11 protein-coding genes are annotated in these 15,315 nt (G+C 74.7%); 3 read left to right on the plus strand and 8 right to left on the minus strand.

The features are described 5' to 3' along the window. Window positions 1–34: 34 nt before the first annotated feature. The 4 genes from AC0666_RS17590 to AC0666_RS17605 form a co-directional block, all read right to left on the minus strand. Window positions 35–1,915 (minus strand): ATP-binding cassette domain-containing protein, encoded by a 1,881-nt coding sequence (locus AC0666_RS17590; RefSeq protein WP_478707891.1) that lies wholly within the window; start codon window positions 1,913–1,915, stop codon window positions 35–37. 140 nt (window positions 1,916–2,055) lie between these two features. After that, the gene (locus AC0666_RS17595) at window positions 2,056–2,802 is read right to left on the minus strand and encodes an NUDIX hydrolase (protein WP_356850258.1); all 747 of its coding nucleotides are present in this window, start codon (window positions 2,800–2,802) and stop codon (window positions 2,056–2,058) included. Window positions 2,803–2,871: 69 nt separating this feature from the next. Beyond that, the gene (locus AC0666_RS17600; protein WP_478707892.1) at window positions 2,872–4,839 is read right to left on the minus strand and encodes an amylo-alpha-1,6-glucosidase; all 1,968 of its coding nucleotides are present in this window, start codon (window positions 4,837–4,839) and stop codon (window positions 2,872–2,874) included. Window positions 4,840–5,102: 263 nt separating this feature from the next. Next, on the minus strand, window positions 5,103–6,380 hold the full coding sequence (locus AC0666_RS17605; RefSeq protein WP_468971337.1) for a DUF4192 domain-containing protein: 1,278 nt from the start codon (window positions 6,378–6,380) through the stop codon (window positions 5,103–5,105). Between the two features lie 122 nt (window positions 6,381–6,502). Between AC0666_RS17605 and AC0666_RS17610 the strand changes: the two genes are divergently transcribed. Continuing rightward, the gene (locus AC0666_RS17610; RefSeq protein WP_468971339.1) at window positions 6,503–8,662 is read left to right on the plus strand and encodes a RecQ family ATP-dependent DNA helicase; all 2,160 of its coding nucleotides are present in this window, start codon (window positions 6,503–6,505) and stop codon (window positions 8,660–8,662) included. A gap of 214 nt (window positions 8,663–8,876) precedes the next feature. After that, window positions 8,877–9,503 (plus strand): hypothetical protein, encoded by a 627-nt coding sequence (locus AC0666_RS17615; protein ID WP_468971341.1) that lies wholly within the window; start codon window positions 8,877–8,879, stop codon window positions 9,501–9,503. A gap of 123 nt (window positions 9,504–9,626) precedes the next feature. Here the strand turns inward: AC0666_RS17615 and AC0666_RS17620 are convergent, their stop codons facing one another. The 3 genes from AC0666_RS17620 to AC0666_RS17630 form a co-directional block, all read right to left on the minus strand. Next, window positions 9,627–10,256, minus strand: a complete 630-nt coding sequence (locus AC0666_RS17620; RefSeq protein WP_468971343.1) for a hypothetical protein — start codon at window positions 10,254–10,256, stop codon at window positions 9,627–9,629. A 59-nt stretch (window positions 10,257–10,315) separates the two neighbouring features. Continuing rightward, entirely contained in the window at window positions 10,316–11,026 is a 711-nt protein-coding gene (locus tag AC0666_RS17625) for a ribonuclease HII (protein WP_468971345.1), read from the minus strand. Between the two features lie 69 nt (window positions 11,027–11,095). Further along, on the minus strand, window positions 11,096–11,698 hold the full coding sequence (locus AC0666_RS17630; RefSeq protein WP_468585243.1) for a TetR/AcrR family transcriptional regulator: 603 nt from the start codon (window positions 11,696–11,698) through the stop codon (window positions 11,096–11,098). A 141-nt stretch (window positions 11,699–11,839) separates the two neighbouring features. Between AC0666_RS17630 and AC0666_RS17635 the strand changes: the two genes are divergently transcribed. Beyond that, the gene (locus AC0666_RS17635) at window positions 11,840–13,393 is read left to right on the plus strand and encodes an MFS transporter (RefSeq protein ID WP_468971347.1); all 1,554 of its coding nucleotides are present in this window, start codon (window positions 11,840–11,842) and stop codon (window positions 13,391–13,393) included. Window positions 13,394–13,473: 80 nt separating this feature from the next. Here the strand turns inward: AC0666_RS17635 and AC0666_RS17640 are convergent, their stop codons facing one another. Beyond that, window positions 13,474–15,204, minus strand: coding sequence for a DUF4153 domain-containing protein (locus AC0666_RS17640; protein ID WP_478707893.1), 1,731 nt, complete (start codon window positions 15,202–15,204; stop codon window positions 13,474–13,476). Window positions 15,205–15,315: the final 111 nt, after the last annotated feature.

Genomic DNA, 15,315 nt, shown 5'->3' on the forward strand with positions numbered 1-15,315 from the left:
GGTCCCGCGAGGGCCTTTACCGGCGCCTGAACGATCACCATCGGACTCGACTGCGCAGTCCTGTGAACCCATAGGCGCACAACAGGACCATCAGCGACAACACCAGTGCGGTGCCGACGGGTTGGGCCATCACCCGCAAGGCCCCCATGACCAGGCGGTCCGCCTCCGGGGGCCACTGCGCCCAGGCCAGTCCGCGCAGCCGCGCCGCGAGCCCTGTGACGGGGTACGCGGAGGGCCCGTCCAGCGCCTTGCGCACGAGGGGGACGACCATCACGGGCACGGCTAGCACCGCGGCCAGCCCTGCGGTCGCCGACCGGAAGACGCCCGAGGCGAGCACACCGGCCCAGGAGCAGCCGATGAGCAGTCCGGCCCAACTCACGGCCGGTGAAACCCACTCGGCGGGGGTGCGCAGGGGGCCGCTGTCGAAGACGAGCCGCAGGGCAGCGGCGTCGACGGCGACCGCGAGGGCACCGAGCAGGAGGGCGAGGGCCGCGCCGACGGAGAGCTTGGCGGCGAGCAGGCCCAGGCGGCGCGGCACGGTGCCGCGGTCGGCGGCGAGCGCGGGGTAGCGGTACTCCTCACCGAAGGCCAGGGCACCGAGCAGCCCGGCGCCGAGCGCGGCGGGCGGCAGGGGCAGCAGCTCGGGCCAGGCGGCGAGCAGCCGGTTCTGCGGGGTGTGGCCGGCACGGGCCAGCACGAGGGAGGTGACGGCGGAGACGGCGACGACCACGGCCGCGGTCAGGACGGGGGCGGACGTGCTGGAGACACGGCGCACCTCGTAGCGCAGCGGCCGCAGCGGCCCGCCGACCCTGCGCACCGCCGATGGCGGGCGGCCGGAGCGCGCTTCCGCCGACCGCGGGTTTCCCGGGGCGGGCAGGTCACCGGCTTCGGTGGCGGACACCTCGGCGGGGGCGGCGCCCTCGGCGGGGACGGCGGGGGCACTGCGGTCGGCGGGGACGGCGGGGGCACTGCGGTCGGCGGGGACGGCGGCGCCCGGTTCGGTGCGGGCCGAGGGTACCGGGCGGCCCGTCGCGCCGGTGTCTCCCGTCGGCCCTGTCTCGTCGGCCAGCTGGTGGACCAGGACGCCGTTCCGGAAGGCCGCCTCGCCGACCTCGGCGCAGGTGCTGCCGTACACCGACAGGCGGCTCCCGCTCTCCTCGACGATCTCGACCGCGCGCTGGGCGGCCCTCGCCTCCCGGCCCAGTACGTCGGCCAGCCGGGCGGCGTGCGGGGTGCGCACGGCGACGCGCGGCCGCAGCCGGGTCCGGGCGAACTCGGCCGCGTCCTGGTCGGCGACGAGCCGGCCGGCCTCGATGCTGACGACCCGGTCGGCCACGCGGACGGCCTCCTTCGCATCGTCGGTGGTGAAGAGGACCGCGCCGCCGAGCGAGGCGTGCCCGCGCAGCAGCCCGTGCAGCCAGCCGCGTTCGCGGGGCGGGATTCCGGCGGCGGGCTCGTCGAGCAGCAGGGTGCACGGGTCGGCGAGCAGCGCCGCAGCCAGCCCCACCCGGCGTTCCATGCCGAGGGAGAGCGAACCGAGCCGCTGGTCCCGCAGGCCCGCGATGCCGACGACTTCGAGCGTGGTGTCGGCTCGGGAGGCCGGGACCCCGGCGGCGGCGCACAGCATACGCAGCTGGCTGCGCACCGTCCGCGACGGATGGCCGGGGACGTCGCCGAGCAGCACGCCGACCTCACGGCCGGGATACGGGATCCGGTGCAGCGGGCGACCGCGGAAGTAGGTGACGCCGCGGCCCGGTTCGAGTTCGAGCATGAGCCGCAAAGCGGTGGTCTTACCCGAACCCGGCTCGCCGAGCAGGGCGGTCACGGCTCCCGGGCGGGCCTCGAAGCTGAGGTCGTCCACGAGGGGCGGGAGGTCTCGACGGGGGGTGCTGGTGAGTCCGATGGCCTGGATCATCGCTTCTCTCGCGGGGTGTGAGACCGCTCTGCGGCAGCGTGAATACCAGCAGCAAGATAACGCGATATGTCCGATTTTCGAGGCACCGGGCCCGCATGCGCTCCCGTGTCGACGCGGGAGCCGTCCCCGGTGTCGCCGCGTCAGACTTCCGGACGCAGCATCGGCGGGTTGAGCAGGGTCGCCCCGCCGGCACGGAACAGCTGTGCGGGCCGCCCGCCCTGACGGGTCGTCGTCCCCCCGGCCGGCACCAGGAACCCGGGTGTGCCGGTGACCTTGCGGTGGAAGTTGCGGGGGTCGAGCGCCACACCCCACACCGCTTCGTAGACCCGCCGCAGCTCGCCGACGGTGAACTCGGGCGGGCAGAACGCGGTGGCCAGGGAGGAGTATTCGATCTTGGAGCGGGCCCGTTCCACGCCGTCGGCGAGGATGGTGGCGTGGTCGAAGGCGAGCCCGGCGGCCTCCTGGTCCTCCACGGCCAGCAGTTCGTCGATCGGGGCCCACCGCGCGCTGTTGGCGTCGCCGCCCGCGCGCGGCGCGGGCAGGTCCGGAGCGAGCACCAGGTGCGCCACGCTGACGACGCGCATCCGCGGATCGCGCTTCGGATCGCCGTACGTGGCGAGCTGCTCCAGATGCGCCCCGTTGCCAGCGCCGGGCTGGGCGGGGTCGTGCGCGCAGAGGCCGGTTTCCTCGGAGAGCTCCCTGGCGGCGGCTGCCGCCAGGTCCTCGTCCCCGCGGACGAAGCCGCCGGGCAGGGCCCAGCGTCCCTGGAACGGCTGCTCACCCCGCCGGACGACCAGCGCACAGAGCGCATGGCGCCGCACGGTGAGCACGACCAGGTCGACGGTGACAGCGAAGGGCGGATAGGCCGACGGGTCGTAGGGCGACATGCCGCGATCATAGTCGTCTGCCTGACGATAAACAGAGCTTTGGTGATCCTGAAGGCGGCAATCCACGGGTTACCCGCCCAGCTGGAGCGCATCTGCCGCCTCCTCCACCATGCCCAGGCCGAGCCGGCTGATCCGGACGGCGAAGGGTTCTCCCGCCACCCGCAGTCCCGAGAGCCTCAGGGCGCCGAGCGGGGCACCGGCCAGGGGGACGAGTGTGACCGTGCCCGCGGGGGCATCCGGCCGGATCCCGGCGAGGGCCGTCAGGGCGTGCACCCCGGCAGCCGCGGCCACGGCCGCGGGGCGGCAGGCCGCCGGGTGCGGGAGCGGCACACTGCCGAAGGTGCGCTGCTCGGCGGCGTACATCTCCGGCAGCCGGTACCCGAAGCTCTCCGCCGCGTCGAGCAGCCCGCGCAGCAGCCCGGCGGCCTCCTTCTCGAAGCCGGCCTGGGCGAGCCCGGCGACCGCGACCGCACTCTCGTACGCACGCACCGCGCCCGAGCGGTGGCCGAACGGGTTGTGCCCCGGCTCCCGGGAGGCCATGCTCCGCAGCCCCCACCCGGAATCCATGGCCGGCGCTCCGAGGAGGCGGGCGAGCTGTTCGGTGCGCACCCGGTCGAGCAGCCCCGGGGCGAGGGCGCCGCCGCCCAGCAGTCCGGTGTCGAGCAGGTGGGCGGCGGCCCCGGTCAGGCGGGGCAGGGGCCGCCCGTCGGGGTGCAGGGCGGCGGCGGGCCGTCCGCCGTCCGGGCCGTCGAGCCAGAAGCTCTCGCGGAACCGCTCGCGCAGCTGCGCCGCCCACTCCCGCCACGCGTCGGCGCCGGGCCGCCCGCACCCCTCCAGCAGGTCGGCGCCGAGCAGGGCGGCCCGGTGGGCGTGGGCCTGGGTTTCGCAGCGCCGCGGCCCCGGGTCGGGATCGGCGAGCAACCCGTCCTCCCCCAACGCCGCCCGCAGCCAGCCCAGGCACCGCTCCGCCGCCGGGAGCAGCCGCGCCACCTCCTCCTCGGGCAGTCCCCAGCGCCGGGCCTCGGCGAGCACCGCCGGGAAGGCGAGGGTCGCCTCCGTGCCGGTGCACCCCGGCGGGAGGTGCGGGCCCCCGCCGCGCAGCGGCCCCGGAATCCTGCCCGCGTCGGGGCCGCTGCCTCCGGTCTGGGTCCGGGCCAGGGTGCGCAGGGTGGCCGCGGCCAGCCCGGTCCCGAGCGGCAGCGCCATCCTGGCGGCCCACAGGGATTCGGCCGGAGCCAGTCCGAGCCGCCACGGCACCCCCGCCGCGGCGAACGCGTCGGCCGGTTCGTCCCGGTCGCGCAGCAGCAGCGCTCCGAGGTCCGCGACGCTGGACCGGAACCATGCCTCGGCCCGCGGGTCGTCCCCCTCGGCGCGGGCGTCCGCCAGCGGATTCGCCACCTGGCCGGCCGGAGCGCGCCCGGCGCGGGCCTGGCTGGTCCGCAGCTCGATGGTGCGGGACTCGCCGGGCCCGAGCTCCACCTGCCAGCGCAGCAGCCCCGCCGAGGCGAGCGCGTCGTCCGGGGCGGGCTCGGCGGTGACAACGGCCTGGGCCTCCCCGGTGCTCCAGCGCAGCCCTGCGGCGTGGACCCCGGCCGGCAGCTCCGGCCCCGCGCGGCCCGCGGCCACCGCGGCCAGCTCGGCCAGGTCGGTGCCGAGCGACACCTCCACCGGAAGCCGTACCGGACGGGTGGTGAAACTGCGCAGGGTGATCCGCTCGGTCCCGTCCGCGTGCCGGACCCGCTCCACCCCGATGTCGGGATCGGGGCCCGTTTCGGCTCCCGTGCGGACGGTTGCGGTGAAGGCGGCCCGGTCCGCGCCGAGGCTGCGCCCCTGGACGGCGACGGGATCCCGCCCGCCGACGCGCAGCACGCAGCGCGACAGCAGCCGGCGTCCCGAGCGGTAGATCCCGTCGATCCCCCGGCCGGTGAGCTGGCCGTGTTCGGGCGAGATGACAAGGCAGGGCGCGGCGACGCAGATGACGGCGCCGTGCACCGGCGGCAACTCGGGCCTGCGGGCGGGCGGTACGGGGTGAGCCATGGGTCGCCTTGTCTGGGCTGTGTGCGTTCGGGCTGTCTTCGCTCCGGTGGGTTTCGCCGGGCGGCGGAGCGGACGGGGCCCCACCGCCCTCCACCAGGGGAACGCCCCCGCCCCCGCCCGGGTCACGGTGCGGGGGAGCCCCCGGCCCCCCGGTGGAGCAAGCCGCGGGCGCAGCCGGAGCGCGGAGCACCGGTGGAGTGGCCCTCGCAGGGCGGTGTCCGCAAGGCTCCGGATCCGGCACACCGCCCGGGCCCGGTCCCGGCTCACTGCTCGCTCCCCGCGGCGCGGCGGGACGCGCGGCGCCCCTGCCGGTCCCTGCGGCCCGGCGGCCGGGTGGCGGCGGCCCGCTTGCGGCGGGGTTCCCTGCGCCGCCGCTCCTCGCGCAGGCAGGCCCGCAGCCCTTCCGGATCGATGCCTTCGTTGCAGGCGTGGTGGAGGAGCTGGGCGAAGCGGTATTCGGCGTCGGCCTCCAGGGCCATCCCGAGGGCGATCCGGGCGGTCGGCTCGTCCCCGGTGGACCAGGAGACCCATCCGGCGAGGGTGAGCGGGGCGGCCGCATGCTCCCCGTAGGCGCCGACGCAGCGCCGGGCCAGGGCGCGCCACAGGCGCAGGGCGGGGGCGGCCTCCTCGTCCTCCATCCATTCGGCGGCGATGTCCCGGATCTCCCGGTCCTGGAGTCCGAGGATCAATGAGGCGGCCTCGTCGTGCCCGAGCAGGGCGTCGTCCCACCCGTCGGCCCGGGCGCCTGCCTCCACGGGTGGCGCGAGGGTCATCCGCTGCATCAGGGTGCGGGCCAGCGTGACCGTCTCCGCGCCGACCTCCTGGCGGGTCGCCCCGTCGAGGATCTTCGGCACGAGGGCGGCGGCCGCCCGGTCCAGGGCCCGTTCCATCTCGGCGGCGACCGGCCCGCGCAGGGGCGCCAGGCGGCCTTCGATCTCGCGCAGCGAGCCGCGGACCCGCAGCCCCGCGAAGGTCGCGGTGGCCGCCATGACGGAGGTTCCGGTCGCGGCCAGCGGCCTGCCCTCCGCCGGGCAGCAGCGCTCGTCGGGGCAGCAGTACGACCAGTACCGCCCGCCGGAGAGGCAGAGCGCCTCCAGTACGGGCACGTCGAGCGCCCCGCAGGCGAGCCGGATGCGCTGGGCGAGCGGCCTCAGCCTGGTCATCACCCGCTGGCCGCTCTCGCCGGCGGCCGGGTCCTGGCAGAGGAAGACGACGATTCCGTCGGGCTTGCCCGCGCGCCGCTCGCTGCCCCGCACCAGGCACTCGGCCGCCTGACGGGCGGTGTCCTCCCACTCCGCGGGGGCGGTGGGGATGCCGACGCGGAGCCGGCCGCCGAAGCGCCCGCCCTCGCCGTGCACGGCGACCATGACGAGGGAGTCGGTGGGATGGAAGCCGAGCATGTAGGGCAGCGCGTCGGCCAGCTCGGCCGGGCTGCGCAGGGTGATCTGCGGACCGGTGGTGGAGCCGGCCCGGCCGGACGGCCCGGACGGGCCCATGGAGGGCCGGTCGGACGGGGTGCGCGGTTCGTGGTTCTTCGTCATGGCTCGACGGTCCCGTGCACGATCCGATCCGGAAACCCCTGTGGATAAGTGTTGATCGTTCAACATCCACAGGTTCGGACGGCCATTGGCGCGATGTCACAGGCATCGGGTTGCATGGGGGCATGAACGCAGACCTGAGGTCCTCGGCCGACTCCGTACTGGCCCGTCTCGTGGGCGACCCCACGGGCGCCGCCCGACTGCGCGAGGACCAGTGGCGGGCGATCGAGGCCCTCGTCGCGCACAAGCGGCGCGCCCTGGTGGTCCAGCGCACCGGCTGGGGCAAGTCCGCGGTGTACTTCGTCGCCACCTCGCTGCTGCGTGCGCGCGGCGCCGGCCCCACGGTCATCGTCTCGCCGCTGCTCGCGCTGATGCGCAATCAGGTGGAGGCGGCCGCCCGCGCCGGCATCCACGCCCGCACCATCAACTCGGCCAACCCCGAGGAGTGGGAGACCATCCAGGACGAGGTCGCGGCGGGCGAGGTCGACGTCCTGCTGGTGAGCCCGGAGCGGCTCAACAACCCCGACTTCCGCGACCAGGTACTGCCCAAGCTCTCCGCGGCGACCGGCCTGCTCGTCGTGGACGAGGCCCACTGCATCTCCGACTGGGGCCACGACTTCCGCCCCGACTACCGGCGGCTGCGCACGATGCTGGCCGATCTGCCGCCCGGCGTTCCGGTGCTGGCCACGACCGCCACGGCCAACGCCCGGGTGACCGCGGACGTCGCCGAGCAGCTGGGCACCGGAGCCGGCACGGACGCGCTGGTGCTGCGCGGCCCGCTGGACCGCGAGAGCCTCAGCCTCGCGGTGCTGACCCTGCCCGACGCGGCCCACCGGCTCGCCTGGCTCGCCGACCACCTGGGGGAGCTTCCGGGTTCCGGGATCATCTACACCCTGACGGTGGCCGCCGCCGAGGAGGTCACCGCCTACCTGCGCCACCGCGGGCACACCGTGTCCTCGTACACCGGCAAGACGGAGAACGCGGAGCGCCAGCAGGCGGAGGAGGACCTCCAGGCCAACCGGGTCAAGGCGCTGGTGGCGACCTCGGCCCTCGGGATGGGCTTCGACAAGCCGGACCTGGGCTTCGTGGTGCATCTGGGCTCGCCCTCCTCCCCCATCGCCTACTACCAGCAGGTCGGCCGCGCCGGCCGCGGTGTGGAGCACGCGGAGGTCCTGCTGCTGCCGGGCCGTGAGGACGAGGCGATCTGGCAGTACTTCGCCTCGGTGGCCTTCCCGCCCGAGGAGCAGGTGCGCCGCACCCTGGACGTCCTGGCGCATGCGGGCCGGCCGCTGTCTCTGCCTGCGATGGAGCCGCTGGTCGACCTGCGGCGCACCAGGCTGGAGACCATGCTCAAGGTCCTCGACGTGGACGGCGCCGTGCACCGGGTCAAGGGCGGCTGGACCTCGACGGGCGAGCCCTGGGTGTACGACACCGAGCGCTACGCCTGGGTGGCCCGTCAGCGCGCCGCCGAGCAGCAGGCGATGCGCGACTACGCGGCGACCACCGGCTGCCGGATGGAGTTCCTGCGCCGCCAGTTGGACGACGAGGAGGCGGCGCCCTGCGGCCGCTGCGACAACTGCGCCGGCGCCCGCTTCACTGCGGGGGTCTCGGACGCGGCGCTGGACACCGCCCGCGGCGAGCTGAGCCGGCCGGGCGTCGAGCTTGAGCCGCGCAAGATGTGGCCGACCGGCCTCGCCGCCGTCGGGGTGGACCTCAAGGGCCGTATCCCCGCAGGAGAACAGGCCGCAACCGGGCGGGCGCTGGGCCGGCTCTCCGACATCGGCTGGGGCAATCGGCTGCGGCCGATGCTCGACCCCCATGCTCCGGATCAGCCGGTGCCGGACGACGTGGCGCAGGCCGTCGTGGCCGTGCTCGCCGACTGGGCGCGCGGACCGGGCGGTTGGGCCTCGGGGGCACCGGACGCACCGGCCCGGCCGGTGGGTGTGGTCTGCCTGCCTTCGCGCAGCCGTCCCCAGCTGGTCGGCTCGCTCGCGGCGCGGATCGCCGAGGTCGGGCGGATCCCGCTGCTCGGTTCGGTCGCGTACACGGACCAGGTCCCGGAGTTCGGGCTGCCCTCCTCGAACAGCGCCCAGCGGGTGCGCGGACTCCACCAGGCACTGGCCGTCCCTCCGGCGCTGGCGGAGGCACTGGCCCGGGCGCAGGGCCCGGTCTTCCTCGTGGACGACCGCGCGGAGAGCGGATGGACCCTCGCGGTGGCCGCCCGGCTGCTGCGGAAGGCCGGAGCAGAGGGCGTGTTTCCGCTGGTGTTGGCACTCCAGGGGTAGCCGAGGAGTCGTCAGCGGCGTGGCGGGGCAAGGATATGAACGGCATACCGGCGAATTCCGGTCGGCGGCGCCAATTGCTCGTTGCCGCATGCTCTCGGGCCACGCGAGAATTGGGGTGCTCCCGCTCGGCTCGACGGTGCTCTTCTGAGCCCTGCCGCGGCGTGCCCGCACTCCAGCTGTGCCCGTCCGCGGGCGTGTACCCGAAGGGAGGACCGTGACCTTCGGATTCGCCCCGCCCTCGACGTCCCTGACCATGGCCGCCGGTGGCAGAAGCCGGCACGGCAGACTGCTGGAACCCGCCGAGTGGACGGCGGCCGGCATACCGCTGCTGAGCAGTCCGCGCGAGATCGTCAGCGGGCTGCACTCCCGGCACAGCCCCGAGCCCTCCACCGCGGTGATCGCCGTCCTCGGCCCGGAGGAACGGCTCGTCGCCAGCGCCTCCTTCGTGCAGCGGTCGGCCTCGGCCGACGGCTGGGACTACCGCAACGCCCTCCTGGCGCGGCTGCGCCGGGTCCTCCCGCACGACCTGCGGCGCCGCACCCCGGTACGGACGGCAGTGCTGATGTACTGCCGTGAGGGCGATGAACGCTGGACCGAGGAGGACGGTGCCTGGATGTGGGGGCTGCGGGACGCCTGCACCCTGCACGGGCTGCGCTGCGGCGCGTACATCACGCTGACCCGCGGCGGCTGGCAAGTGCTCGGCGAAGGCCGGGGCGGCCGGCATCCGAGCTCGGACTCGCGGCCCGGACGGCTCGGCGACGCCGGGGCCGAGTTCGCCCCACTGACCCTGCGCACCGGCGGCGGCGCGAGCGAGGCCCTGCGCCATACCGCCGCACGCTGACCCGGCACTGCCGCACGGCTGACCCCGGGCGCGCTGACGGTCCAGCCCGGGACATCAGCGGGGCCGGCGCCCGGCCGGCCCCACCCCATGCCCCGTCCCGTGCTCGCGCCGGGTCACGGGGTGTCAGACGCCCGCACCCAGCACGCTGTTGATCTGCTGGGGATCCCCGCACACGATGAGCAGCGCGCCCGCTCGGGCGAGTGCGACCGGCAGTGCGGTGGCGGCCGCCTCGACCGGTCCGCCGTTCGCCGCGAAGACCACGACCGGACGGCCGGCGGCGCGCTTGACCTGCGCCGCATCCGCGTAGAAGACGTCGTCCCGGGCATCGTGCTGGGCCCAGTACGCGGCCTCGCCGAAGGACAGTTCGTGAGCGGCCCACGGGTGCGGGTCGCCGGTGGTCAGCACCAGGATGTCACCGGGCGCGCGCCCGGTGTCGAGCAGCAGGTCGACGGCCTCTTCGGCCGCGTCCAGCGCACCCTCGGCGGAGGCCGGGATCAGCTGGATCTGCGGCACCGCCGCCGAGACGGACGGTGCGGTCGTGGCTGCGGAAGCGGGTCCCGGGGCGGCGGCCTGCGGCGCGCGCTGCGCGGGCGGTGCGGGCCGGGCGGGACCGGGGCGCCCGGGCCGCGGAACTGCGGCGGGACGCGGACCAGGTACGGGGCGGGGGGTCTGCGCGGTGCGGCTCGCGGCCGGGGTGACGCGGGGACCCTGGGCACTCTCGTGAATCTGAGGCTCCTCGGGGGTGAGAGGCATGAGTTGATGTCTATCAAACACCGGTACGAAACGTACCGGCGGGTGGCACGTGGGTGCGATCAGAAATCGAAGCCGAGTTGGCCTCCGTTTTCCAGCTCCAACGCTTCCTCGCTGCGGCGCACCTTCTTCAAGTGGCGCCAGCGGGGCAGCGCGTCGAGGTAGGCCCAGGAGAGCCGGTGGTAGGGCGTGGGCCCCCGCTCCTCCAGCGCCGCCCGGTGCACCGGCGAGGGATAGCCGGCGTTGTCGGCGAAGGCGAAGTCCTCGAAGCCGCCGCCGAGTTCACCGAGTCGGGCCATCATCCGGTCGCGCCTGACCTTCGCGATCACCGAGGCCGCCGCGACCGCGACGCAGGACTGGTCGCCCTTGATCACCGTACGGACCTGCCAGGGCCGGCCGAGGTAGTCGTGCTTGCCGTCGAGTATCACCGCGTCGGGCCGTACCGGCAGCGCCCCCAGGGCGCGCTCCGCGGCGAGCCTCAGTGCGGCGGTCATCCCGAGTTGGTCGATCTCCTCCGGGGAGGCGTGGCCCAGGGCATAGGCGGTGACCCACTTCTCCAGGACGTCGAGGAGCGCGTCGCGTCGCTTGTGGGTGAGGAGCTTGGAGTCGGTCAGCCCTTCGGGCGGCCGGCGCAGACCGGTGATCGCCGCACACACGGTGACCGGACCGGCCCAGGCCCCGCGTCCGACTTCGTCGACCCCGGCGATGATCTTGGCGCCGGTGGTTGCGCGGATCGAGCGCTCGACGGTGTGGGTGGGTGCTTCGTACGGCATGGCGCCAGCAAGGTTACGCCGCCCCGCGCCGCCTGCACACCCCGGCCCGGGCGCAGTCCGCCCGACGCGTCACGCCCTGAGCAGCGGGACCATCACCTGGTCGATCAATTCCGCGATGTCCGGATCGGCCCATTCGCTCCCGCACACCTTCGCGCGGTACATCAGCATCGCCGGAATCACGTCGACCACAAGCGGACCCGTCGCATCCAGGCGGACGTCCCCCCGCGCGATGCCGCGCCGGACGAGCTCGCCGATCAGCCTGTGGGCGGGCTCGTGAAGGCCTGCCCGGATCACGTCATGGAAGCGGTCCGCATGGGCGTGATCGCATTCGTGAAGGACTGCCCGCAGGGCCTGACCTGCCCGGGACTCCATCACATCACGCATCCGCACACACAACCGGAAGAGGTCGTCCCGGATCGATCCGAGGTCGGGTACCGCCCCGACCGGCGGCAGCCCGGTCCGCAGCACCTCGGCCACGAGGTCCGCCTTCGAGGGCCAGCGCCGGTAGAGGGCGGCCTTGCCGGTGTGGGCGGCCGCCGCGACCCCCTCCATGGTGAGCGCGTTCCAGCCGACGGTGCTCAACTGCTCCAAGGCGGCGTCGAGGATGGCCCGTTCGAGTTCCGGACCCCGTCTGCGCCCCGTTGGCGCGACCGACCAGCGCGAACCCACCATCACCCCTACCTCCGACCGGCCCCGGCGCCGCTCGCACGCATTTTCAGCCTTAGTGAACGGTTGCGTTCACTAACCGCGGTCTCCTACCGTGGTCCCCCAGTGAACGGATGCGTTCACTATTTCACTATGGGGGGTACCACGGTGAAAAGCTCTCCACTCGCCCCGTCCCGAATACCGGGCGCCGCCAGCCGGGAAGGGCGGCCCGGCGTGGCGCTCGCCGTCATCGCCGCATGTCAGCTCATGGTCGTCCTCGACGCGACCATCGTGAACATCGCACTCCCGCACATCCAGACCGCGCTGTCCTTCTCGACCACCGACCTCTCCTGGGTGATCAGCGCGTACACGCTCGCCTTCGGAGGCCTGCTCCTGCTCGGGGGCCGGGCCGGCGACATCCTCGGGCGCCGCCGGGTCTTCCTGACCGGCATCCTGCTCTTCACCCTGGCCTCCCTGCTCGGCGGCTTCGCCCAGGAGCCCTGGCAGCTGCTGGCCGCCCGCGCCCTCCAGGGGGTCGGCGGCGCGATCGCCTCACCGACCTCGCTGGCCCTGATCACCACGACCTTCGCCGAAGGGCCCGCCCGCAACCGTGCCTTCGGGGTGTTCGCCGCGGTCTCCGCGGGCGGCGGCGCGATCGGCCTGCTGGCCGGCGGCATGCTGACCGAATGGCTCGACTGGCGCTGGGTGCTCTTCGTCAACGTGCCGATCGGCCTGCTGATCGCCGTGCTCACCCCGCTGTACATCACGGAGTCCGAGCGCCACCCGGGCCGGTTCGACATCGCCGGCGCCCTCACCTCCACCGGAGGCATGGCCTCCCTGGTCTACGGGTTCATCCGCGCCTCGGAGGACGGCTGGCGCGACGGGCTCACCCTCGTCTCGTTCACCGCGGCCGTCGTCCTGCTCGCGCTGTTCGTGTCCATCGAGGCACGCGCCCACGAGCCGATCGTCCCGCTGCGGATGTTCGCCGACCGCAACCGGGCCGGAACGTACCTGATCATGCTCGGCCTGGCCGCCGCGATGTTCGGCATGTTCTTCTTCATCGTCCAGTTCGTGCAGAACGTGCTCGGCTTCTCGCCGATCCAGTCGGGACTCGGCTTCCTGCCGGTAACCGCGGCGATCATCACCGCCGCCGGCCTCTCGCAGCGCTTCCTGCCGCGGCTCGGCCCCAAGCCCTTCATGGTGGCCGGATCCGCGCTCACCGGCGTCGGCCTCGCGTGGCTGACCCTCATCCGGACCGACAGCTCCTACGTCTCCGGAGTCCTCGGGCCGATGCTGCTGTTCGGCTTCGGCATGGGTCTGAACTTCGTGACCCTCACCCTCACCGCCGTCTCCGGCGTGGCCCAGCGGGAAGCCGGCGCGGCCTCCGGGCTGCTCAACGCCAGCCAGCAGGTGGGCGGCTCGCTCGGGCTGTCGATCCTGGTCACCGTCTTCGGCACGTCGAGCCGCAACGAGGCGCACCAGCAGGTACCGGCCTTCCTGGAGCACGCGGATCCGGATCAGCTGGCGGCCTTCAAGCAGACCGGACGGCTGCCCGACCCCTGGGGCGACCTCGTCCTGACCCAGGGCATTTCCACCGCCTTCACGGCGGCCGTGGCCATGGCCGGGCTCGCCCTGGCCACCGCGCTGATCGTCATCCGGGTGCGCAAGAGCGACCTGGCCGCGCTCAACGGAGCCGCCGCCGAGGCCGGTCCGCCGGCCTGAACCGGGCGCCCCGTACGGCAGGCCCGGCCGCGGGATCCCCTCCCGCGGCCGGGCCTGCCGTACGCGTACGCCTCCCGCGTCTACTCCACCGGGCGGGCGAAGGTCCCGAGCCGCGAGCAGACCTCGTACGAGGCCGTCACCGGGCGCTCCCGCAGGATCTTCCTGGCCCGGTACTCGCCGAGGCTCATGGCGTACCAGGGCAGGCGACGGTCCTTCGCCATCTCGTCGTTGATCCCGCGCAGGGCGCAGGACCGGTGCGGCTCCGGCAGCCGGTCCAGGGCGGGCACCGCGTCCGCGGACAGGGACTGGAAATAGGCCAGGTCGATCTTGCCGGCCCTCTGGTAGCGGGCCACGTTCTTCTCGGCGACCAGCCCGTCCGGCGACATCAGGCCGAAGACCAGCACTGCGCCCGCCGCGCTCGCGGCCACCGCCCGCGGCAGCCAGCGCGCACCGAACATCCCCGCGGCCATGATCAGTACGATCACCAGACCGAGCCACAGCTCCATGGCGGCCACGGACACCCGCAGCCGGGTCAGGCCGTACGCGTCCACGTACAGGTCCATGCGGCGCAGCGCGGAAGCGACCACCACCAGGGTGAGCGCGCACAGCGTGCCGAGGACGACCCGTACGAACCGCCGGTCGCCGGCTCCCCCGCGCGGCGCCCAGCGCAGGGCGAGGGCGATCACGGCGAGGGTCAGCAGGGTGGCCCAGAGCAGCTGCCAGAAGCCCTGGCGCGCGTACTCGGCGTAGGTGAGGCCGGTACTCTCCAGGACCTTGTCGTAGCCGCCGAACAGGACGGCCAGCTGGACCGCGTTGAAGCCGGCGAAGAGCAGGTTGAGCAGGACGAGCGGAAGCGCCCATTCGATGCGCGACCGGGGCTTTCCGGGGGCCACCCGGATACGGTCCCAGCGCGAGGGCGCGGCAGCGGTGCGCGCGGCGGCCAGCGCGAGCAGGGTCCCGAGCAGGAACAGCAGGAAACGCACCGGACCGTCGCCGACGGACACCTCGGGCGTCAACCCTCCCAGCAGATCGGCGAAGGCGGCGTCGGCGGAGGCGAACAGGGCGCCGAACAGCACCAGCAGGACCGCGGCCACCGCGGCCGCCTTGGCCACCGGCACCCACCGCTCCCGGTTGACCCCGCTGCCCCGCGCGCGCAGCCCGGCCCAGGCCCAGCGGGCGCCGAGCACGGTGGCGTCGACGAGGCCGAGCGGGCTGAGCAGCACACCGGGCCAGGTGCGGCTGCCGTGCAGGGCGAGGGCGCCCAGCAGGACGGCCTCGAGCAGCGCCAGGGTGGAGGGCCAGCCGGCGTCGCGCAACGCGGGCACGGCGAGGAGCAGAAGACAGCCGACCGCCCACGCAAGGGTCCACGGCCGGGCGGTGCGCCGGGCCGGGCGCGCGGCGGCGTACGCGGCGACGACGGCCGGCACCGCCGCGAGCAGCAGGCCGGAGCCCAGGCCCTCGCCGAGGAGGAGCGCCGCTGCGACTCCCGTGGCGACGGCCGAGACGAGGACGGCGGTTCCGATGGGAGCGGCGTCGGCGGGGCGGGCGGCCACCGCCCAGCCCAGCGGGGCGGCGGACCAGGCTCCGCTCCGGGCGCGCTGCTGGCGGGCCTGGTGGGCCTGCCATGCGCGGGCGTCCCACCCCGGGGGCGGCCCGGCCGGGGCCACCGCCTTGTCCCGCCCGTCGCCGGGCTCCGGGTGGGCCGCGGGCGACACCCCTGCTGCCGTCACCTCCTCCTCGGCCGCGCCGGACACCCCTGCTGCCGTCGCCTCCTCGGCCGTTCCGTCGCCCGCTCTCTCGGACTCCGTCATCGGCTCCCCCTCCCCTGTCGGCCGCCCCCGGCATCCGGTGGGGGCGGCGAAGCGGACAGAGTAGGCCCGTGACGTGCGGCTTCGACCGGGAGGCAGGGGCCCTGTGGCAGG

It is taken from the genome of Streptomyces sp. NPDC043680 (genome assembly GCF_056436685.1).